This window comes from Halegenticoccus soli, assembly GCF_002844195.1.
GTDB lineage: Archaea > Halobacteriota > Halobacteria > Halobacteriales > Haloferacaceae > Halegenticoccus > Halegenticoccus soli.
Window position 1 is genome coordinate 395,780 of sequence record NZ_PEND01000002.1, and the last position, 21,078, is coordinate 416,857.

Annotated in this window: 21 protein-coding genes and 1 tRNA gene; 5 read left to right on the forward strand and 17 right to left on the reverse strand. The window is 68.4% G+C overall.

The window, feature by feature from the left end:
• Positions 1 to 105: 105 nt before the first annotated feature.
• A complete protein-coding gene (locus CNO20_RS06955; RefSeq protein WP_101295409.1) occupies positions 106 to 2,292 on the reverse strand; it encodes an elongation factor EF-2 in 2,187 nt (728 codons plus the stop codon).
• 159 nt (positions 2,293 to 2,451) lie between these two features.
• Between CNO20_RS06955 and CNO20_RS06960 the strand changes: the two genes are divergently transcribed.
• The gene (locus CNO20_RS06960) at positions 2,452 to 3,192 is read left to right on the forward strand and encodes a DUF5781 family protein (RefSeq protein ID WP_101295410.1); all 741 of its coding nucleotides are present in this window, start codon (positions 2,452 to 2,454) and stop codon (positions 3,190 to 3,192) included.
• Positions 3,193 to 3,577: 385 nt separating this feature from the next.
• Positions 3,578 to 4,234: a bacterio-opsin activator domain-containing protein gene (locus CNO20_RS06965; protein WP_101295411.1), complete on the forward strand. Its 657-nt coding sequence runs from the start codon at positions 3,578 to 3,580 to the stop codon at positions 4,232 to 4,234.
• An 82-nt stretch (positions 4,235 to 4,316) separates the two neighbouring features.
• Here the strand turns inward: CNO20_RS06965 and CNO20_RS06970 are convergent, their stop codons facing one another.
• The 11 genes from CNO20_RS06970 to CNO20_RS07020 form a co-directional block, all read right to left on the reverse strand.
• Positions 4,317 to 4,814 carry a twin-arginine translocation signal domain-containing protein gene (locus tag CNO20_RS06970; RefSeq protein ID WP_101295412.1) on the reverse strand — a complete coding sequence of 166 codons (498 nt, stop codon included), beginning with the start codon at positions 4,812 to 4,814 and terminating at the stop codon, positions 4,317 to 4,319.
• Positions 4,815 to 5,049: 235 nt separating this feature from the next.
• Positions 5,050 to 5,664 (reverse strand): 30S ribosomal protein S7, encoded by a 615-nt coding sequence (locus CNO20_RS06975; protein ID WP_101295413.1) that lies wholly within the window; start codon positions 5,662 to 5,664, stop codon positions 5,050 to 5,052.
• Positions 5,665 to 5,666: 2 nt separating this feature from the next.
• Positions 5,667 to 6,095: a 30S ribosomal protein S12 gene (locus CNO20_RS06980; RefSeq protein ID WP_101295414.1), complete on the reverse strand. Its 429-nt coding sequence runs from the start codon at positions 6,093 to 6,095 to the stop codon at positions 5,667 to 5,669.
• 172 nt (positions 6,096 to 6,267) lie between these two features.
• Positions 6,268 to 6,819 (reverse strand): mechanosensitive ion channel family protein, encoded by a 552-nt coding sequence (locus tag CNO20_RS06985; protein WP_101295415.1) that lies wholly within the window; start codon positions 6,817 to 6,819, stop codon positions 6,268 to 6,270.
• Positions 6,816 to 7,091 (reverse strand): hypothetical protein, encoded by a 276-nt coding sequence (locus CNO20_RS06990; protein ID WP_101295416.1) that lies wholly within the window; start codon positions 7,089 to 7,091, stop codon positions 6,816 to 6,818. Before CNO20_RS06990 ends, CNO20_RS06985 begins: the two co-directional genes overlap by 4 nt.
• Positions 7,092 to 7,166: 75 nt before the next feature.
• Positions 7,167 to 7,586 (reverse strand): NusA-like transcription termination signal-binding factor, encoded by a 420-nt coding sequence (locus CNO20_RS06995; RefSeq protein WP_101295417.1) that lies wholly within the window; start codon positions 7,584 to 7,586, stop codon positions 7,167 to 7,169.
• 13 nt (positions 7,587 to 7,599) lie between these two features.
• Positions 7,600 to 8,853 carry a DNA-directed RNA polymerase subunit A'' gene (rpoA2, locus tag CNO20_RS07000; RefSeq protein ID WP_101295418.1) on the reverse strand — a complete coding sequence of 418 codons (1,254 nt, stop codon included), beginning with the start codon at positions 8,851 to 8,853 and terminating at the stop codon, positions 7,600 to 7,602.
• Positions 8,846 to 11,770, reverse strand: coding sequence for a DNA-directed RNA polymerase subunit A' (locus CNO20_RS07005; protein WP_101295419.1), 2,925 nt, complete (start codon positions 11,768 to 11,770; stop codon positions 8,846 to 8,848). Before CNO20_RS07005 ends, rpoA2 begins: the two co-directional genes overlap by 8 nt.
• Before the next feature lie 21 nt (positions 11,771 to 11,791).
• Positions 11,792 to 13,618, reverse strand: coding sequence for a DNA-directed RNA polymerase subunit B (gene rpoB / locus CNO20_RS07010; protein ID WP_101295420.1), 1,827 nt, complete (start codon positions 13,616 to 13,618; stop codon positions 11,792 to 11,794).
• Positions 13,619 to 13,625: 7 nt separating this feature from the next.
• The gene (locus CNO20_RS07015) at positions 13,626 to 15,197 is read right to left on the reverse strand and encodes a DNA-directed RNA polymerase subunit B'' (protein WP_101295421.1); all 1,572 of its coding nucleotides are present in this window, start codon (positions 15,195 to 15,197) and stop codon (positions 13,626 to 13,628) included.
• Positions 15,197 to 15,430 carry a DNA-directed RNA polymerase subunit H gene (locus CNO20_RS07020; RefSeq protein ID WP_101295422.1) on the reverse strand — a complete coding sequence of 78 codons (234 nt, stop codon included), beginning with the start codon at positions 15,428 to 15,430 and terminating at the stop codon, positions 15,197 to 15,199. The genes CNO20_RS07015 and CNO20_RS07020 overlap by 1 nt, the downstream gene beginning before the upstream one ends.
• Positions 15,431 to 15,693: 263 nt before the next feature.
• On the opposite strand from CNO20_RS07020, the gene CNO20_RS07025 reads away from it, so the two are divergent.
• Positions 15,694 to 15,766, forward strand: a tRNA-Asp gene (locus tag CNO20_RS07025).
• Between the two features lie 365 nt (positions 15,767 to 16,131).
• On the opposite strand, the gene CNO20_RS07030 is transcribed toward CNO20_RS07025, so the two are convergent.
• On the reverse strand, positions 16,132 to 16,485 hold the full coding sequence (locus tag CNO20_RS07030) for a winged helix-turn-helix domain-containing protein (RefSeq protein WP_101295423.1): 354 nt from the start codon (positions 16,483 to 16,485) through the stop codon (positions 16,132 to 16,134).
• Between the two features lie 142 nt (positions 16,486 to 16,627).
• On the opposite strand from CNO20_RS07030, the gene CNO20_RS07035 reads away from it, so the two are divergent.
• The gene (locus CNO20_RS07035; RefSeq protein ID WP_101295424.1) at positions 16,628 to 16,897 is read left to right on the forward strand and encodes a HalOD1 output domain-containing protein; all 270 of its coding nucleotides are present in this window, start codon (positions 16,628 to 16,630) and stop codon (positions 16,895 to 16,897) included.
• Positions 16,898 to 17,050: 153 nt separating this feature from the next.
• Here CNO20_RS07035 and CNO20_RS07040 read toward each other — a convergent pair whose 3' ends face one another.
• Complete coding sequence (locus CNO20_RS07040) at positions 17,051 to 18,136, reverse strand: ATP-binding protein (RefSeq protein WP_101295747.1); 1,086 nt, start codon at positions 18,134 to 18,136, stop codon at positions 17,051 to 17,053.
• A gap of 77 nt (positions 18,137 to 18,213) precedes the next feature.
• On the opposite strand from CNO20_RS07040, the gene CNO20_RS07045 reads away from it, so the two are divergent.
• Positions 18,214 to 18,657 (forward strand): DUF7382 domain-containing protein, encoded by a 444-nt coding sequence (locus tag CNO20_RS07045; RefSeq protein ID WP_101295425.1) that lies wholly within the window; start codon positions 18,214 to 18,216, stop codon positions 18,655 to 18,657.
• 9 nt (positions 18,658 to 18,666) lie between these two features.
• Here CNO20_RS07045 and CNO20_RS07050 read toward each other — a convergent pair whose 3' ends face one another.
• From CNO20_RS07050 to CNO20_RS07060, 3 genes are read right to left on the reverse strand one after another with little or no spacing between them, the layout of a single operon-like run.
• Entirely contained in the window at positions 18,667 to 19,446 is a 780-nt protein-coding gene (locus CNO20_RS07050; protein WP_101295426.1) for a protein-L-isoaspartate O-methyltransferase family protein, read from the reverse strand.
• Positions 19,447 to 19,468: 22 nt separating this feature from the next.
• Positions 19,469 to 20,404 (reverse strand): methyltransferase, encoded by a 936-nt coding sequence (locus CNO20_RS07055; RefSeq protein ID WP_101295427.1) that lies wholly within the window; start codon positions 20,402 to 20,404, stop codon positions 19,469 to 19,471.
• A 41-nt stretch (positions 20,405 to 20,445) separates the two neighbouring features.
• A complete protein-coding gene (locus CNO20_RS07060; RefSeq protein WP_101295428.1) occupies positions 20,446 to 21,078 on the reverse strand; it encodes a protein-L-isoaspartate(D-aspartate) O-methyltransferase in 633 nt (210 codons plus the stop codon).

Here is a 21,078-nt window from a genome sequence, read left to right on the forward strand (position 1 = left end):
TCGAGACGAGTTCGGGACGATTCGGACGCGAACCGGCTCAGAGTGGACCGGCCGCGCCGGAGGTAAGCGAACGCGACGCGTTCGCGAAGGTCGCGTCGCCGACCGTTAGATGTAGTCGATGGAGGCCGGGAGTTCGAGCTTCATGCCCTTGCGCTCGCGGATCTCCATGATCTTCTCGCGCTGGAGGTTGTCGGCCATGACGCGGAAGCCGGCGTTCTCCGTGTTCCAGGAGGCGCGGCCCTCGGTGGCCGAGCGGATGTCGCTGGCGAAGCCGATCATCTCCTCGACGGGCGCGACGCCCTCGACGACCATGAGGTCGCCCTCCTGGTACATGTCGTCGACCTGGCCGCGGCGGCCCTGGATCTCGCCGGAGGCTGCGCCCATGTGCTCGGACGGAACGTCGATACGGACGTTCTGGATCGGTTCGAGGAGCCGCACCTGCGCGTCGATCAGCGAGCGGTGGACGGCCTCGCGGACCGCGGGGATGACCTGCGCCGGGCCGCGGTGGATGGTGTCCTCGTGGAGCTTCGCGTCGTGCAGCCGGATGAGCGCGCCCTGCACCGGCTCGCGGGCGAGCGGACCGTCGTCGAGCGCCTCCTCCAGCCCCTCGATGACGAGTTCCATCGTCTCGTTGAGGTGCTGGATACCCTTCGTGTCGTCGATGAGGACGTTGGTGCCGAAGATGTGCTCGACGTTCTGGGAGGTCTCCTTGTCCATGCCGGCCTCCTGCAGCGCCTCGCGGCGCTCCAGCTCGGGCATGTCCATCGAGGCGTCGCCGAGCTTGATGGCGTCGACGACCCCCTGCGGGAGGGGCTCGGCGGTGATGTAGAACTTGTTGTGCCGGTTGGGCGAGACGCCCTCGACCGTGTCGGACGCGCGGGTCGGCGACTCGCGGTAGACGACGATCGGTTCGCCGGTCGTCACCGGGATGCCGCGCTTGCGCTCGATGCGCTGGGTGATGACTTCGAGGTGGAGCTCGCCCTGCCCGGAGATGAGGTGCTCGCCGGTGTCCTCGTTGATCTCGACCTTGATCGTCGGGTCCTCCTTGGACACCTGCTGGAGCGTCTCGATGAGCTTCGGCAGGTCGTCCATGCTCTTTGCCTCGACGGACTTCGTGATGACCGGCTCGGAGATGTGCTCGATGGACTCGAACGGGGTCATCTCGACCGAGGAGACGGTCGAACCAGCGATGGCGTCTCGCAGCCCCGTGACCGAGGCGATGTTCCCGGCGGGGACGTGCTCGACCTCCTCGCGCTCGCCGCCCATGAAGATCCCGACGGACTGGATGCGGTTCGTCCCGGCGGTGCCGGAGACGTAGAGGTCCTGGCCGCGTTCGAGCGTGCCGGAGAACAGCCGCCCGGTGGCGATCTCGCCGGCGTGCGGGTCCATCGAGATGTCGGTCACCATGAAGACGACCTCGCCCTCCGGGTCGACCTCGCGCATCTGCCGGGCGATGTCGCTCTGGTCGTCGCCGCGCCAGATGGTCGGGATTCGCTCGGGCTGAGCGTCGAGCGGGTTCGGGAAGTGCTCGGCGACCATGTCGAGCACCACGTCGGACAGCGGCGACCGCTCTTTGAGCTCCTCGACGTTGTCGTTGCGGTTGTACTCGATGATGTCGCCGAAGTCGATCCCCGTCTCCTGCATCGACGGCAGGCTCACGGCCCAGTTGTACAGCGCGGAGCCGAACGCGACGGTGCCGTCCTGCACGGACACCTTCCAGCCCTCGTTCTCGTACTTCTCCTCGGCCATGCCGCGGATGAGCTCGTTGACGTCCGCGATGACGGACTGGAGGCGCTCCTGCATCTCCTGGGGGCCCTCCTGGAGCTCGTTGATGAGGCGGTCGACCTTGTTGATGAACAGCGCGGGCTTCACGCCCTCGCGGAGCGCCTGTCGGACGACCGTCTCGGTCTGGGGCATCGTCCCCTCGACGGCGTCGACCACCACGAGCGCGCCGTCGACGGCGCGCATCGCGCGGGTCACGTCGCCGCCGAAGTCGACGTGGCCGGGCGTGTCGATGAGGTTGATGAGGTGGTTCGTGCCCTCCCACTCGTGGGTCATCGAGACGTTCGCGGCGTCGATGGTGATGCCGCGCTCCTGCTCGTCCTCCTCGGTGTCCATCGCCAGCTGCTTGCCGGCGAGATCCTTGGAGATCATCCCCGCGCCCGCGAGCAGGTTGTCGGTGAGCGTCGTCTTGCCGTGGTCGATGTGAGCGGCGATGGCGATGTTCCGGATGTTCTCCGGTTTGTCCATCAGCCGCTCACACTCCTGTACGATCTTCTTTCGTCGGCCCATTATACTGGCTCCTACCGGCAGGAGGGTGAAAAGGGTAGTGTTTTGCCGACGCAGAAACCCCGGCAGCGGCCGGAACGGCCGCGTATGCGGGAATGTAACACGCGCGGATCTGTCCGCGGCACAAGAGCCATACCCGTCCGGTCCCTGTGAGTAGCACGCATGGACGTTCGCGTGCAGGGGCCCGCCGCCCCCGACCCGTTTCTGAGCGCGGCGGACCTGTTCGAGACCGAGTACGACCTCCAGTGGCCGGTTCGCGTCTACGTCCGGGCCGACCCCGACGAGCGGACGTGGACCGCCCACTACGACGAGTACCACGTGCTGAACATCTCGCGGCAGGCCGCGACGAGCGCGATGGCCCGCGAACTCGCCCTCCACGAGTTCTCACACATGGCCCGCAACGAGGAGGCCCACCCCTCGCACACGCAGTCGACCGAGGAGGCGCTGTACCTGGCGCTCACGGGCCGGTCAGTGGAACGGCGCAAGCTCGTCCACTGCTATCAGATCGCAAATCACATGAAGGACATCTACGCCGACGACATCACCCTCTCGGTCGCCCCCGCGGACAAACTCGTCTACTTTCTCGAATCCCAACTCGCGGCGGCGATCTCGGACCGACCGTCGCTGCCGCCGCGGCCGGGACTGCGCCGGCTGACGTCCGGATCCGACCCGGAGATCACCGCGGTCAACGCCGCCTTCGCCCTCGCGCTGGTCGAGCGGCACGGCCTCGTCGATCCGGACCACAGGCTGTACGACCTCGCCCACGCCGCGGCGGACGACGCCCCGACCGTCGGGTTCGACTCCTTCAGGCGGCGCTTCCGATCGCTGGTCGAGAACCCGACCGAGAGCGACTACCGGAAGGCGCTCGTCGACGTGACCCGGGAGTACGCGGCGGGCACCTGAGCGGCGGCGCTCCGCACGGTCGAGTCCTATCAGTTTTGCGTGCAGATTACATAACTGCCACGTAATATGTATGTTTGCAGCGGGCGGCGATCATATTCTCACGCGGTGAAAAACAGGCTGGAATGGCCTTCTCTCGCCCGAAAATGACCTCCTTTGAAGACACACCTCATCTCTCGATCGTCGGGTGACGGCGAGCGTCCGCGGATTCTATAAAAGAGAATATATTGTAATCGATCCAATATTACGACCGAGACATGACCACCGCCTGTTCAGCCACTCGACCCCGACGACCGCGGTGGACGACGCGACGCCGACTGCCCGCCAGTACCGTCGACGAACGACCGCGCGCGAACTCGACTCCGCGTCAGGAAGCGGGTGACGGCCGATGGTGACCATCGCCGACTTTCTCGTGCCCGCGGAGGGGTTCGTGCTCTCGGACGCGCTCTCTCGGACGAACGACGTGCGCGTCACCGCCGAGCAAGTGGTCACGCTGAGCGACGCCCGACTGTCTCCGTACGTCAGAGTCGACGGCGCGGACGTCGACGCGTTCGAGTCGGCGCTCGCCGCGGACGCGACCATCACCGAGATCGATCGCCTGCAGAACGGCGCCGAAGAGCGGTTCTACCGGATCGAGTGGGGACCGTCCTCCGCGCCGTTCCTCTCGATTCTCGACGACGGAACCGACGCCAGCGTCCTCAGCGCGAGGAGCGACGGGCGAAACTGGAAGCTGCGGCTCATCTTCGACGACCGGACGGACTTCATCGAGTTCTGCCGGCGGTGTCAGCGGGTCACGCCGCTGAAACTGACCCGCGTCACGGACGGGGCGATTTCGACGCCGATCGGGGACTATGGCCTCACCACCGCACAGCGGCAGGCGCTCCTGCGGGCGCTCGAATCGGGCTACTTCGACGTCCCCCGACGGACGACCCAGCAGGGGCTCGCCGACGATCTACACCTGTCCTCGCAGTCGGTCTCCCAGCGCCTCCGGCGGGGCCAGCGGAACCTCCTGCAGAACACGCTCGGCGCGCACGTGTTCGACTGAGCCCCCGCCGCTCGGCGGTTCTCGGCCGCGAAAACGGCGACGAAAATGGGGGGATTTTCACCCGCTTCGACCGACGCGTTACTTAGCCGCCGTTGTTGCTGCCGCCTTGGCTGATCGACGCTTCGACCAGGTTGAGTTGGTCGGCGAAGTAGTTCGCGCCTTCCGTGCCGAACGTCCACGTGCTCCCTTCCGAGACGTTGCCGACGTCGCCGGGGTCGACGAACATCATCGCGTAGAGCGCGGTGGGCGTTTCGGTGTAGCGGATGACGTATCCCTGGTAGTCGCCCGGGTTCTGGACGACGTTCAGGTCCCGACCCTGGCCGCCCTGCAGCAGGTCGATCGTCAGGCTGTTCGGGAGCTGCCCCGTGACGCTGAACTGCGCGCCCGGGATGAAGTCGTTGGCCTGCACGAGGACCGTGCCGCCGTCCTGGGCGGCCGCCGAGCCGGCGGCTCCGAGACCGAGCGCGACCGCGCCGGTCGCGACCGCCCCCTTCTTCATGAACGAGCGACGCGACTCGTCGCCGTTCGGCTGTTCGTCGAGTCCCTCCTCCTCCGTCTGATTGGTTACTTCCTCTGTCATGGTTTTTCGGGCGTTCGTTGGGGCGCCGATTCGCCCCCGACGCGAGTGAGGCGCCGACGGGGACCGCACGTCGTGCCGGGTCCACCCGTACCGTCGGAGCGGACGCCCTAATTGCGACGTATGCGTCCGCGCGGCACAAACCGCACGCTCGCATTTCAGCTACTTCAAGTGGGGAGGGACGATCCGGACCGCGCGCTGACGGTCGCGTGCGAGAAAAGCGAAAAGCGGGGTCAGATCAGCGAGCGGCGGCGGCGACGCGCTCTTTCTCCTCTTTCTGGGAGACGGCGTAGGTCTGCACGTCGTAGTTGGCCGCGCCGACGAGCTGCTGGGCGAGCGCCTCGGCGGCGCTCGTCTTCGACTTGTGCGAGCCGCTGTACGTCCCCTCGGCGATGAACTTCAGCGCCTGGTCGACGCGGCGCTGGGGCGCGACGTCGACGGCCTTCGGGACGGAGATGCCGCCGTACTTCAGGCGGACGGTCTCCTCGCGGGGGGCGGCGTTCTCGACCGCGCGGACGAGCACCTGCACCGGGTTCTCCTCGGTGCGCTCCTCGACGAGTTCGAACGCGTCGCGGACGATGTTGAGCGCCTTCTGCTTGTGGCCCGTGTTGTCCTCCGTCTGCATCAGCCGGTTGACCAGCCGCTCGACGACGCTGATCTCGCTCTTTTTGAACTGCTTGCCGGCGTGGCGACCCATCGTGTGGGCGACGGGCGTCACGGAGAGGTAGCGCTTCGTGCTCGGATCGCGGTACTCGATCTCGGTCACGTCCCAGACGCCGAACAGGAGCGCGTTCGAGGACGCCCCCTCGCTGTCGGCCGGCGCGTCCGGCTCGGGAGTTTCGCTCTCCGACATGGTTATCGGACCGGCTTCTCCGCGTTGCCGCGCACGAGCTCGATGAGCGAGACGCCGTTCACCTTCTCGACCTTGTAGTTCACGCCCGAGAGGTCGCCCATCGCGCGGCCCTTCGCGCCGCCGATGCCGGCGATCGTGACCTCGTCGTGCTCGTCGATGAAGGAGATCGCGCCGTCGCCGGGGCAGAACGCCGTGACCTGCTTGCCGTTCTTGATCAGCTGGACCCGGACGCACTTCCGGATCGCGGAGTTGGGCTGCTTCGCCTCGATACCGACCTTCTCGAGGACGATGCCGCGGGCCTGCGGCGCGCCCTCCAGCGGGTCTGACTTCTTCCGGAGCCCGCGCTCTCGTCGCGCGTACTTCGAGTCGGACCACCGGTGCTTCTGGCGGTCCTGTTTGAGTTTGCGGGCCGCGTACTTGCCGTTCGCCATAGTGACGGATTCTTCCTGACGGAGCTACTTAAGCCTCCCTTTTCGAACCCGGCGAGACGGCCGCAGGTTCGGTTAGCGGGGTGTAAGAAGGAATCTGAGACCGTTTCTCGGGCGCGAACGAACGCCGCTCCGGACGGGAGAGCGGACGAGCGGCGCGCAGAATCCGTCGATCCTACTCGGCCGGCCGCATCGCGATTTCGGCCTCCTCGAACCGCTCCTGCACGCGGCCGGCGTAGTCCAACCGGACGCCGGCGACGGTTTCGCGGGTCGGATCGACGATCCAGAACTGCGCCCGCAGCCGGATCGTCGCGTCGCCGAACTCGAGAAACCGGACGGACGGGGCGGGCGCGTCGAGGATCCCCGGGTGAGACCGGGCGACCTCGCGGAGGATCGCGGCCGCCTCGTCGACGTCGGCGGCGTAGTCCACGGCGACGTCGACGTCGGCGCGGTAGCGGTTCCGGCTGTACGGACGCGTGACGGCGTTCGCCGTCAGGTCCGCGTTCGGGACGCTCACGATCTCGTTGCTCGGCGTCCGGATGCGGGCCACCCGGAAGCTGATGGCCTCGACCGTGCCCTCCCGGCCGCTCCACGCGATCCAGTCGCCGACGTTGAAGTTCGGGTCGGCGACGAGAAACAGCCCGCTGACGAGGTTCCCGATGACGGCCTGCCCCGCGACGCCGACCGCGAGCGTCAGCGCCGCGATGATGATGCCCGACCGGGTCAGGACGTGTCCGTACCCCCGGCTGTCAGCGCCGCGGCCGCGGCGACGAGGACGACGAGCGCCTCGACGTACCGCGTCACCGCCTGCCGGAGCGTCGGGTTGTTCCGGTTCCGCGCGCGGACGACGCGGTCGACGGCCGGGACGACGAACAGCCGGCCCGGCAGGTAGACGAGCGCGAACGCCAGGACGGAGCGGACGACCGGCACGACGAAGCCGGCGCTCGGCGGGAGCGGAAACGGAACGGGCACCTGCGACGCGGGCGCGAACGACGTCATCGGCTCCCTGCGCTCGTTCGTCGCGTCGGGAGAAAAGCGCCGGGGCCGAACTCGCTCGCGGTGCCGCCGCGTCGGCTACGTCAGTTGGATGTCGTCGATGTCGTAGTGTCGCTCGGCCAGTCGACGGGCGGTGTCGATGTTCCGCCCGCCCTTCCCGATGGCGACGCCGCGGTCGTCCTCCGCGACCTCGACGTACGCCACGCGGTCGTTCTGCTCGCTTATCGTCACGTGCCGGACCGCCGCGGGCGCGAGCGCGTTGGCGACGAACGCCTCCGCGGTGTCGGCGTCCTCGACCAGCTCGACCGTCTTGCCGACCCGCTCTTCGAACTCGCGGACCGTCCGCCCGCCGTGACCGACGGCCTTTCCCATCTCGCCCGCGGGGACGAGCACGACGAGCCGGTCGTCCTCGACGAGGCAGTCGTTCGCCCCGGCGTCCGTCACCTCGTCGAAGAGGCCGATGTACCGACGGGCGGCGTCCGACAGCGTGACCTTCATCCGTCTGTCCCTCTCAGTCGTCCGACGGCCGCCCCGCCGCTCCGCCGTCGGCGCTGAACGAACCCATCTTGAGGTTCACGTCGCCGGTGCCGATCGCGACGGGCTTGCCGACGATGACGTTCTCGATGACGCCGTTGAGGTCGTCCTCCTCGCCGTGGATGGCGGCGTCGAGCAGGTGGTTGACCGTGACCTCGAACGCCGCCCGCGCCAGGACGGACTCCTTGCTGCCGGAGATGCCGTGACGACCGATGGACTCGATCGTCCCGCGGTTGGTCATGATGTCGGCGACGAGCATCAAGTGGCGGATGTTCACGTCGTCGAGACCCTGCTCCTCCAGCGTCTCCATCGTCTCCTCGATGATCGCCTCGCGGGCGGCCTCGACGCCGAGGTTCCGGTAGATCTCGTGGATGTTGTTGCACGTCGTCCGGGTGGCGTCGACGCCGTCGATGGCGAGCACGTCCCCGAACGCCGATCCCTCGGTGTAGAGGACGAACTCCTCCTCCTCGTCGCCGGTCTTCTCTTTGCGGATGACGACCCGGGTGACGTCTTCGATCCCCTTGAACACGATCTCGCGGAGCCGCTCGACGAGCTGCAGGAGCTCGCGGTAGCTCGGCTGTTCGGGGCCGAACTCGATCACGGTCCCGCTGCGCCGGGTCGTCACGCCGAGGGCGTCCTCGATCGTCTCGGCGATCTCGGTCGCGACCTCGTCGACGCTGTCGGCGCGGGGCCACCGCTCCATCAGCGTCTCCTCGTTCAGGTCGACGCGGACGAGCATGTCCGCGACGTTCGTGCTCACGTCGCCGAGCGCGAGGATCTTCGTGGACTCGATCGCCCAGACGACCTCGTGGGCCCGCTCGCGGTCGGTCGCGTACGGGACGCCCTCCTCGTTCTGCGCTTCGTCCTCGAGGTAGACCGTCATCATCGGCGTGTCGGGGGTTTTCCGGGCGTCGACGAGCTCGATGAGGCGCGGCAGGCCCTGCGTCACGTCGATTTCTGCAACGCCAGCATAGTGAAAAGTATTCATCGTCATCTGGGTTCCGGGTTCACCGATGCTCTGGGCGCTCACCGTTCCAACGGGGTCGAGCGGGTCGACCCGCGTGTCGAGGTAGCGGGCCTCGACCGCCTTCGCGATCTCGTCCGCCTGCTCGACCGTCACGCCGCCGCGCTCCTCTATCGTCCCGTACACTCGATCCTTGAGGCGGCGCGGGAGCTCCGTGTCCTCGACGACCGCCTCGACGTCCTCGTTCACGTGTTCGTACTCAGTCATCCGACTGCACCCCCTGTCCGCGGGCGACGCGCCGCGGCTCGGCGTGTTCGGAGAGGTTCGTCGGCTCCTCGCGCTCGCCGAGGAACCGCTGCTTTTCGGCCTCGTCGCCGAACTCGGCCTCCAGGATCCGGTCGGCGATGCTGTCCACGTCGATGTCGTTGGCGTCGCCGGAGGAGACGCGGACGGGGCTCGTGCCGTCCTCGCCGAACTCGAACTGGACGATGGTGCCGCTGGTGTCGCGGACCGTCCCGTCGTACTGCGTTTCGAGCTCGGACAGCGCGTTGATCAGACGGCGCTGGAGGTACCCGGACTTGGAGGTCCGGACCGCCGTGTCGACGAGCCCCTCGCGGCCGCCCATCGCGTGGAAGAAGAACTCCCGGGGGGTCAGCCCGCCGCGGTAGGAGTTCTCCACGAAGCCGTGCGCCTCGGCGGAGAGGTCGTTCTTCCGGTAGTGGCTGAGGGTGCGGTCCTCGTAGCCGCGGTTGATGCGCTCGCCCCGAACCGCCTGCTGGCCGACGCAGCCGGCCATCTGGGTCAGGTTGAGCATCGACCCGCGGGCCCCGGAGCGGGCCATGATGACCGCCGGGTTGTCGTCGCCGAAGTGGTCTTCGGCGATCTCGCCCGCGCTGTCGCGGGCCTTCCCGAGGGTCTGCATGATCTTCATCTCCAGCGTCTCGTCGACCGTCCGGCCCGGCAGGGACTCCAGCTCGCCGGCCTCGTACGTCTCGATGAGCTCCTCGATGCGCTCGTAGGCGTTCTCGATGGCCTCGTCGACCATCTCGCCGGCCTCGTCCGGGATGGACTCGTCGTCGATGCCGAGCGAGAACCCGAAGTGCATGATGGCGCGCATCGCCAGCGAGGCGATCTCGTTGATGAAGATCCGCGCGCGCGTCTCGGAGTACACCTTCGTGATGGTGTCGACGATCTCGCCGCCGAACGCGCCGACCGCGTCCTCGTCGATCGTCCCCTCGATCAGCTGGCCGTCCTCGATGACGACCGTGTCGCCGGTCGAACTCGGGAACTCGAGCGAGAGGTCGTCCGGCAGGAGCAGCGAGAAGATGGTCCGGCCGGTCCAGTACGGCTCGCCGTCGTCCCGACCATCGGGCTCGGGGAGCTCGTCGACGCTCGTCGCCCGCAGCAGGTCGAGCGCCTGCGTCTCGCTGAACCGCGGGTTCTCGTGCGTCAGCAGGTACGTCCCCGAGATGTGGTCCTGGATGGCCCCGATGATGTTCTCGCCGAAGCGCGGGCTGAGGATCTGCTCCTGCACGCGCATGAGGACGCGCGCCTCCGCGCGGGCCTCCTCGTTCTGCAGCGCGTGCATGTTCATCTCGTCGCCGTCGAAGTCCGCGTTGTACGGCGGGCAGACGGTCGTGTTCAGCCGGAACGTCTTGTACGGCATCACCACGACCTCGTGGGCCATGATGGACATCCGGTGCAGCGACGGCTGCCGGTTGAAGATGACGATGTCGCCGTCGACGAGGTGGCGGTTGACCTCCCAGCCGACCTCGACCTTCTCCGCCAGCTCCTCGCAGTTCTTCTCCGTCACCTTGAGCCGGCGGCCGTCCGGGCGCTTGACGTAGTTCGCGCCGGGGTGGCTCTCGGGCCCGTTGCGGACGTACTGGCGTGCCTCCTCGATGTTCCGCTCGGTGACGTTCATCGTCTGGGTCATCTCCTTGGCCACCCGGTCGGGGACGCCGACCTCGTTGAGCGACAGCGTCGGGTCGGGGCTGATCACGGTCCGCGCGGAGAAGTTCACGCGCTTGCCGGACAGCGACCCGCGGAAGCGACCCTCCTTCCCCTTGAGGCGCTGGCTGAGCGTCTTCAGCGGGCGGCCGGAGCGGTGTCGCGCCGGCGGCGTCCCGCTGATCTCGTTGTCGATGAACGTGGTGACGTGGTACTGCAGGAGCTCCCACAGGTCCTCGATGATGAGCTGCGGCGCGCCGGCCTCGCGGTTCTCCATGAACCGCTGGTTGATCCGGATGATGTCGACCAGCTTGTGCGTGAGGTCGTCCTCGGAGCGCTGGCCGTTGTCGAGCGTGATCGACGGCCTGGCCGTCACGGGCGGCACCGGCAGCACCGTCAGGATCATCCACTCGGGTCGGGAGCGCTCCGGGTCGATTCCGAGGGTTTCGATGTCGGAGTCCGGGATGTCCTCGAACCAGTCGCGGATGTCCGAGGGCATCAGCTTGTTCATGTCCTCCTCGGTCAGGTCGATACCGAGCGCCTTCTCGATGGCTCGGCGGTCGTCCTTGCGCGGGCGGAACTCGCCCGCGAGGATCTCGTTCACCCGCGCGAGGTCGATGCCGGTCTCCTCCGCGAGTTCCTGCGGGGAGGTTCCCTGGTCGTCCTCGTCGTCCGGGTCGGGCTGCATCGCCGAGGCGATGCGCTCGGAGTAGTCCCCCGAGAGGACGTCCTGCACCTCGTAGTACGTCGTCGGCTTCTCGTGTTTGATGTCGTGCTGTGGGGCGCCGCAGTACGGGCAGCGGCTGGCCTTCCGGGCCTGCCGAACCGCGGCCTTCAGCACGTCGTTGGGATCCTCGCCGAGCTCTCTGGTGCGCACGAGCCGGTCGCGGAACTCCGCCTGCTCCTCCTCCGTGAGCGCCAGCCGGCCGCACTCCCGGCAGGTGGCCCGGAGCAGCCGACGGATGAGCTTCGTGAAGCCGACGTGGATGACCGGCGCGGCGAGTTCGATGTGGCCGAAGTGACCGTTACACGACCCGGAGTGCTGACCGCAGGTGCGGCACTCAAGGCCGGGGTCGATGACGCCGAGCCGCGGGTCCATCAGCCCCATGTCGATGGGGTAGCCGTCGTCGTCGTACGTGTCCGCGGTGATGACCTTCGTCGCGGACATGTCCCGGTACGTCTCCGGGTCCATCAGTCCGAACTGAAGACCGCCGAGCTCTTTCGGTGTTTGCATTGACATGTGTGTTCCTCCCGGTTAGACCGCGTCCTCCAGTTCGAGTCGGGGTCGGATGCCGAGTGCGATCATCTCGTCGAGCAGGAGCTTGAACGCGTAGCTGACCTCGATCTGGTGGATGTTGTCCTCGTCCCCGGTGATGGGGTCGTAGATGCGCCGCTGTTCCCTGTCCTCGACCGCGACCATGCCCGTGTCGGCGCTGACGTACACGAGCTCTCGGTCGGAGGAGTCGAGGAGCCGCTCCTTGAGCGCCATCGCCGCGCCGTGGCCGATGAGCACCTCGCGTTCCATCTCGCCGACGCGCAGGCCGCCCTCGCGGGCGCGCCCCTCGGTGGGCTGCCGGGTGAGCACCTGCACCGGCCCGCGGGAACGGGCGTGCAGCTTGTTGCTCACCATGTGGTACAGCTTGTGGTACAGGATCACGCCGACGAAGATCTCGGCCTCGATCTTCTCGCCGGTGACGCCCGAGTACATGACCTCCTTGCCGGCGGAGTTGAAGCCGTGCTCCTCCAGCGCCCCGCGGAGCTCGTTCTCGCTTTCGCCCTGGAACGGCGTGCCGTCGACGCGCCGACCCTCCAGCGCGCCAACCTTCCCGCCGAGCATCTCCAGCACGTGCCCGACCGTCATCCGGGACGGGAGCGCGTGGGGGTTGATGACGAGGTCGGGGACGACCCCCTCGTCGGTGAAGGGCATGTCCTCCTGGGGCGCGAGGTGGCCGACGACGCCCTTCTGGCCGTGGCGCGACGCGAACTTGTCGCCCAGCTCCGGGATGCGCTCGTCGCGCACCTTCACCTTCGAGAGCTTCGAGCCGTCCTCGCCCTCCATGAGCGTGACCGTGTCGACGACGCCGTCCTCGCCGGAGCGCATCGTCACGGAGGTCTCGCGGCGCTTCTGGGGCGACAGGCCGCCCATGTCGTCCGGCTCCTCCAGGAAGCGCGGCGGACTGGTCTTGCCGAGCAGGACCGAGTTCTCGTCGACCACGGTCTCGGGGTTGACGAGGCCGTCCTCGTCGAGGTGCGTGTAGGCGTCCTCGCCGCGGGCGCCGCGCACGTCCTGGGAGGGGATCTCGAAGCGGTCCTCCTGGCCGCCGGGGTAGCGGCGCTCCTCGCCCTCGTAGGTCCTGAAGAAGTGCGAACGGGCGAGCGCGCGCTCCACGGAGCCCTTGTTCATGACGAGCGCGTCCTCGATGTTGAACCCCTCGTAGCTCATGACGGCCACGACGAAGTTCTGCGCCGCCGGCCGCTCGTCGAAGCCGATCTGCTCCGTCGTCTGCGTCTTGACCATCGCCACCTGCGGGTAGTGCAGGAGGTGCTGACGGGTGTCGGGTCGGATCCGGTAGTTCGCGGAGGGGATCCCGAGCGACTGCTTCATCATCCCCGCGCCCATGGTGATGCGGGGCGACGCGTTGTGCTCGGGGTAGGGGATCATCCCCGACCCGACGCTGAAGATGAGCGAGGGGTCGATCTCGAGGTGGGTGTGTTCCGGGGTGAGTTCGTCCTCGTCGACGGCGACGAAGATGTCCTCCTCCTCCTCGGCGTCGATGAACTCGACGTACCCGCGCTCGACGAGGTCCTGGAAGTCGAGGGTGCCGCTCTCGACCGCCTCTATCTCCTCGTCGCCCAGCAGGGGTTCGCCGTTCTCGACGACGAGGAGCGGGCGGCGAGCGCGCCCCGCGTCGGCGTTGACGATGACCTCCCGGGTGCGCTCCTTGACGCTCACGTTCACCATGCCGCTTATGTCGCCGCGCCGTCGCGCTTCTCGGATCTGTTCTGCGAGCTGGTTCGGGTCCGGGTGGGTCCCGACCAGGCTGCCGTTGACGTATACTTTCGCCTCTCGTGCCTGAGCCATGTGTGGGTTAGTCGTCCGCGGTCGTTGTCGTGGGTTCGACGCCCTCGATTCCGGGGATGCCCTCCACCCCCATCGACGCCAGCTCCCGTTTCAGCGACTGTTCGTCCTCGACGTTCTGCGACAGCTCCATCGCCTGCGCGAAGTTCTTCACGAGGCCGCAGTTCGGCCCTTCCGGGGTCTCGGAGGGTCCGATCCGACCCCACTGGGTCGCGTGCAGGTCGCGCGCTTCGAAGTGCGGTTGGCTGCGAGACAGCGGGCTGCGCAGCCGCCGCAGGTGCGACAGCACGCCCATGTAGTCCGTCCGATCGACGAGCTGGGAGACGCCCGAGCGACCGCCCACCCAGTTTCCGGTGGCGATCGGGTGTTCGAGCCGCTCGGTCAGCACGTCGGAGCGGACGACGGTGTTGACGGTGAGCCGCCGGTTGCGCATGTTGGCGCGTTCGAGCTGGTATTTCACGTCGCGCGCGAGCTTGTTCAGCGCCGTCCGGAACAGGTCCTTCATCAGGTCGCCGCTCACCTTCAGGCGCTTGTTCGCGTAGTGGTCCTTGTCGTCCGCCTCGCGGCGGTTGAGCGCGAGTTCGAAGCACGCCTCGGCCATCCGGCAGAGGTAGAACGCCTTGTTGATCCGGACCTCCTCCTCCTCGACGCCCTCCTCGTGGAGGTGCGGCAGGAGGTACCGGTCGATGACGTAGTTGGCCCGCTTGAGCTGGTAGTTCTTCCCCTGTCCGCTGGCGACGCGCTTGCCGAGCGTTTCGATGGCCTCCTCCTGGGTCTGGACCTCGGCCATCTCCAGGTTCTCCAGCATGAACTTCACGATCTCCGGGTCGTCGGAGACGCGGTGGACGATCTCCTCGTCGGATTCGAGCCCGAGGGCGCGAACGAGCGTGACGAAGTTCACGCTGCCCGACACGGAGGGGAACGACACCTCGAGGATGCCCTCGCGGTTCCGCTCGCAGAGGACCAGCGCGCGGTAGCCGCGGCGCTGGCTGAACGTCTTCGCCACCTGGATCTCGTCGCCGTACTTCGTGTCGTACTCGGCGAGAATCTTGTTCGGCGCGAGGTCCTCGCTCGTCATCAGCACCCGCTCCGAGCCGTTGACGATGAAGTAGCCGCCGGGGTCGACGGGGTCCTCGCCGATCTCGATGAGCTCCTCGTCGGAGAAGCCGGCGATGTTGCACTTGGTGGAGCCGACCATGATCGGCATCCGCCCGACCTTCGTCTCCGCGGAGTCGACGACGACCTCCTCCTCCTCCTCGCCGCCGCGGACGATGGACATCTCCATGAACACCGGGGCGGCGTAGGTGATGTTACGCAGGCGCGCCTCCTGCGGGTAGAGGAGTTCCTCGCTGCCGTCGGCTTCGCGGACGCGCGGCGTCACGACGCGGATGTCGCCGAGTTCGACCCAGACCGGCTCCTCGCCCTCTTTGTCGCCGATGTCCGTGTCGATCGTCGCCTTCTCGTCGACGACCTCCTGCATCCCCCGGTCGAGGAACGCGTTGAACGAGCGGAAGTGGTGCTCCGCGAGTCGGTCCTGCGAGAAGTACTCCCGCGAGATGTTGCGTCTGGCTGTTCGGTCCATCACTCGACCACCAGTCGGTACACGACTGCTCTTTCGGCCGTTCGGGAGTTGCGGACGATCTCGACCACGTCACCGGGTTCGGCGTCTGTCTCGCGCAGCGCCGGGTCGTTCTTCTTTATCTTGGGCAAGTTAGTTTTGTTGACGTTGTACTCTTCCAGCACCTCCTCGACGCGCTCGGGGTCGTCGAGGACGGTGTGCTCCGGAACCAGGTTGTGTTGGTTTACGTCTACCATGGATGGGTTCGGCTGTGGGGAGAAGCTATCACGAGATACTACAGCGGGCTAATGGCCCCATCCATTTAATACTTGCCAAGTCGAACGGGAAGCTCGGCTACTCGACCGCGACGTCGAACCGCGGTCTGCGGGCTTGTGTTATCCTCACGCATGGTCTCCCGCGGTATATGCGTTGCGGCGAGAGGCGTCGCGGTATCGTGGCGCACACCGGTCTGAGATGGCAAGCCTTATTTAACAGTCGGGGCAACGACTGAGTGCAGCAAGCCCGGGTGGTGTAGTGGCCCATCATACGACCCTGTCACGGTCGTGACGCGGGTTCAAATCCCGCCTCGGGCGCTTCTGCGGCGAACCAACGTGAGGAGCGAAGCGACCTCACGGCGGATTTGAACCAGAGAGGTCGCGGTCTCGCGAGCGAAGCGAGCGAGGAAGCGTCCCGACCGCGGTTCAAATCCCGCCTCGGGCGCATTTTTGCCGCAACCGATTCCGACGACCACCGCGTAGCGTGTGCTCGTCACTGTGTGAGCGGCAATACGGCTACCAAGGGATTTGAATCCTGCCAGTCGCGCGCAGCGACCGGCGGGAGCGAGCACGTCTGGCTCCGGTTCAAATCCCGCCCCGGGCGTACTTTTGCCGCGACCAACTTCCCGAGCGAGGCGTCTCGTCGCCGAGCGAAACGGCTTTTGGCCCGCCGAGGGTAACGCTCACAGTTCTCCGCCGATCGATTCCGGACCCTCGGCGAACGTGGACGACGAGCCGTCCGCCTGCCGGAGCGTCACGAGGAGCTGGTTCGCGTTCAGCCGGACTTCGATGGTTTCGAAGTTCGGTTCGTAGACACTGTAGTGGTGTCCCTCCCTGTCGACCTTCGTCTCCTCGCGGAGCAGCCCGTGGGTCGCCATGACGCCGACCCGCCGGTAGATCGACGACTCGCTCCCGTCGCAGATCCGGCTCAGATCTTTGACCGACCGCCGCTTGGCGCGCGTCTCGACGAGGATCCGCCGGACGTGCGGATCCGCGAGCACGTCGAACACGCCGTTCGGATCCCACTTGCGCGTCACTGCCCTTTCACCTCCGTCGACATCCGCGAATTCGGTAACTTCCCGGTAAGTGAGTGTTCCGACGCGATGAATCGCGCGCACGTTCCGGCGTCGGCTGGAATCTACCCATCGATTTATATATCAGCTTTCGTATCTCTATCGCATGCAACCCGTGCAGTCCGACGCGGAGGCGCACTACTTCACGTCCGAGGAGGACGGCGAGCTGAGCGTCGACATCGTCACCGCGGTCGCGGCGGTCAAAGGCGTCGATCCGCTGGAGATGCGGCCGCTGAACGACGTTCTCGACGGGGACGCGCTCGATCAGCTGATCCGGTCGATGGCGACCGACGCCGACGGAGCCGTCTCGTTCCGGCTGGCCGGCTGCGACGTGTACGTCCACGCCGACGGCGGCATCGTCGTCTACGGCGAGTGACGCCGACCCGGCCTCCCGGCGGCCATCGGGCGGATCGCGGAACCCTCGTCGCGACGCGGCAGCACCTGACGCCGGTGTCCAGCGAGTGCGAACGCCGGCGAGTGCGAACGGGCCCAGCGACGCGCCGGTTCCCGACGCGGGGCCGACCGGGCGTTAATCTTCCTCGGGAGACGGTGGCGACCTCCGGTCGCTCGCCCGCGGACTCGCGCCGCCGTGCGGCGTCTCGCGCTCGCGTATCCTGACGCCGTGGACCGCCTCGGTGGCGTCGTCGACGACGAGCGCGTCCCCCGGCCGGCGCGGCAGTCGCTCCCGCAGCGACCCGGCGAAGTACGTCGGCCGGGCGGCCGCGAGCGCCTCGATGTCCGCGCCCGACGTGAGGCGGTGGACGATCGCGAGGTCCGCCTGCGACACCGCGACGTCGGGAAGCGCGCTCGGCCGCTGGGTCGCCGCCACGAGGCTGACTCCCGGGACCCGCCCCCGCGTGAGAACCGTCCGGAGGGCGTCGGCGGCGATTCCCCCGAAGAACGCGTGCGCCTCGTCGACGAACAACCACGGAAGTCGGTCGAGCTTCCCGGCGGTTCGAGCCTCGTACAACCCCCGAGCCACGGCCGCGCAGACGGCGTTCATCGCCGCGGGAACGGCGTCCGTCAGGTCGAGGACCGTCGCCTCCGTCCCGACGAGATCGTCCACGCCGAGGCCGTCGCCCCCGAACACGTCCCACGATTCGGCGAGCCGGAGGTGGTTCTCGGCCGCCCGTCGAACGCCGTCGCCGACGGACGCTTCGGAGACGTACCCGCGCATTCCGGCCAACGTCGCCCGTTCGCTCGCCGCGCGCCAGACGAGCGCGCCGACCGGCGCTGCGGCGTCCAGTCCGAGCAGGTCGGGCCAGGTCGACGGCGGGAGCGCCGAGGCGCGGACGGTCGGCCGCTCGACGCGCTCCGCGGGGACGACCTCGTCCCGCGCCCCCGCGCCGTCCGCCAGCCCCGCGAACGCGCCCATCGGATCGATCACGACCGGGGCGACGCCGTCCGCGCGGGCCGCCGCCTCGGCGACGACCCCGATCGTGTACGACTTTCCGGACCCGCGCTTCCCCACCACGAGCCCGGCGTGCGGTCGGTCGAGGTCGATCCCGACCGCCGCGCCGCCGCTCCCATCTCGCGCGCGGTAGATTCCGAGCCGGCCGGTCGGCGCCCGCCCCTCGCGATCACACTGGTCCGGCGTCCGTCCAAGCACCTGCATCGTCGCGGTCTGGCCGCGGCTTCCCACGTAAACCTCCGGCCGTAGGTTCATAAGCGAAAACGGGACCACTTCCCGACATGTTCGACGCACTCCGCCGCGACGAGCGGGCGATCGAAGGCCTCCCCGTGCGGCTCGTCATCGCGCTCGTCGTCGGCGTCGCGAGCTTGAGCGTCATGATGAACATGATCTCGGGGCTCCAGGGGCTCTCCGTCACGGAGTTCGACGCGCGTCCCGAGCCCGATGTCGTGACCCCCGGCGCGCAGACGCTCGACGTCACCGTAGTCGGGACGAACGGCGACAGGGTCGCGGGCGCGACGGTCGTCGTCAAGAGCGGAACCGCCCGAATCGACGGCGTCGAGACGGCGAAAACCGGCGCGGACGGGACCGCGACCGTCAGCGTCGCTCCGTCGCTCGGACCGAATCAGGAGGACGGAACGCTCGTCATCGACGTGAAGCCGCCCGCCGGAAGCCAGTACGCCGATCGGCGCGGGAACACGGAGGTGCTGGTCGTTCGAGAGTGACCCGCCGGGTCACAGGTGCTCGTCCCAGTTCACCCAGTCGTACTCCCAGCCCGTTCGGGCGTGCCACCCCATCTCCGCGTACTCGCGGTCCTCGCGCTCGGTGCGGTTTCGCGCTGGACCGTCGGCCTGCTCGCCCTCGACGAGAAGCGGGTCGAACGCCGCCGGTCCGAACTCGCGGACGACCTCGAAATCCCCCGTCGCCGGGGCGGCACCGCCGCGGGCCGCGTCGGTCGGCTTCTCGATCGCCGCGAGCGTCTGGCTCGGACCGCCGAGCGGCATCGCGAGCCGTCCGTCGTCCGCGAGCTGACGGAGCAGCGCCTGCGGCGGACGGACCGCCGCCGCCTCGACGAGGATCCGATCGAAGGGGGCGTACTCGGGGAACCCGTTCGCCCCGTCCCGGCGGTCGACGAGGACGGCGTCGTAACCCGCGCGGTGGAGGTTGTGTCGCGCGTCGAGCACCATCCGCCGGTTGATGTCGACCGCGTGGACGTTCCGCTCCCCGACGATCTCGGCGAGCACCGCCGACGTGTAGCCGACGCCCGCGCCGACGACGAGCACCTGCTCGCCCGGTTCGGCGGCGAGCGCGTCGAGCAGGCGGGCGACCGTCGAGGGCGCGAGGACGCGCGTGCCGGCGCGTTCGCTGTCGCGGTTGTCGTAGGCGTGGTCGGCGACGAACTCGTGGCGCGGGACCGTTCGCATCGCCATGGCGACGCGCTCGTCGATCCCTCGACCGCCGAGGGCGTGTTCGAGGCCGTCGACCATGTCCTCGCGCAGCACCGCGGGGTCCATACACCGGGCTCGGAGCCCGACCTTAATCAACTGTGTGCTTGTAACCGACTGCCGCCGCTCGATCCGTCCCGGGAACGTCCCGGACGGCGACGTCGGAAAAGCCCGCGTCGGCGAGCCACGCGCGGAACTCCGCTTCGCCGTACGTGCCGCCGCCGCCCTTCGCCAGCGCCTCCGCGGCGATCCTCGTCGCGGCGTCCGACCGCCCGCGCACCGCGTCTACCAGCACGATCGCCCCGCCGGGCGCGAGCGCGTCGAACGCGGCCGCGCACAGTTTGCGGTTCCCGTCGATCGACCGCTCGCGGCAGGCGTCCGCGGCGAACGCGAGATCGAACGCCGCCGCGGGGAGCGTCGGCGGGTCCCCGGCGACGAGTTCGACCGGTCCGCGCGCCAACAGCGGTTCGACGATCTCGATCACCGCCGGATCGTCGACGAGCGTCGCGTCGAACCCCCGGGCCGCGAACTCGCGGGCGTAGACGCCCGAACCGCCGAAGAGGTCGGCCACGCGCTCCGCGTCGGGACGGGCGCGGACCGCCGCGGTCACCGCCGCCCGCACCAGCGCGTCGTCGGTGGCGGCGTGGGCTCCGAGCCGGTTTCGCGTCCAGTTCGGCGGCCGCGCGGGCGGATCGTCGGTCGCCATGGTTTCGGGGAGCGCGACCCACAGGTCGAACAGATCGAGCGCGTGCGGGAGGCGGCCGATGGACCGAACGTCCCGCTTGGCGAGGAAGCCGAGCGCGCGGTTCGTGAGCTCGTACTCGTCACCCACGCGCGCGAGAAAGCCGAGTTCGGCCAGCGCCTCGACGGTCGCGCGGGCGGCCCGGTCGGTCACGCCCGCCTGTTCGGCGACGGCCTCCGGCGTTCCGGCTCGGTCGGTCAGCGCTCCCAGGACGCCGGATCGCCGGGCGGCCCACAGCAGAAACAGCTCCTCGATGTCGAGTCCGGTGCGGTCGCGCGTCGGCATACCCGTCCGTGCGCGCGGCGTCTACAATCAGTTACCGGTCGTCAGTCGCCCCGCCGCATCGGGACGAACCGGACGCCCCCGTGGGTCTCGCGGTCGATCCCGCCGTCGGCGCGGCGGCGGAGCCGAACGAGCCGTTGGCGGGACTCCCCGACGGGTCCGACGATCGTGCCACCGGGTCGGACCTGTTCGACGATCGCGTCGGGCATCTCGGCCGGCGCGCACGTCAGGTACGCCGCGTCGTACGGCGCGTGGTCGGGCCACCCCTCGTGGCCGTCGCCGACGCGGACGCGCACGTCGTAGCCCAGGTCGTCGAGACGGCTCCGCGCGTTCTCGGCGAGATCGGGGTCGTACTCGACGCTGTAGAGGGAGCCGTCGTCGACGACTTCGGCGGTGACGGCGGCGTGGTAGCCGCACCCCGTGCCGATTTCGAGGACCCGATCGTCGGCGTCGAGCGCCAGCAGGTCGGTCATCATCCCGACCATGTGCGGCGCGCTGATGGTTTGCCCGCCGCCGATGGGGAGCGGACGATCCCTGTACGCGGCCTCGCGCCGGTCCGGCGGGACGAACTCGTGTCTCGGGACCGACCGAAGCGCCTCCGCGGTCGCGTCCCGATCGACGGCGCCCCGCGTCACGAGGCGGTCGACCATCCGCTCGCGGGCGGTCTCGAAGCTCAT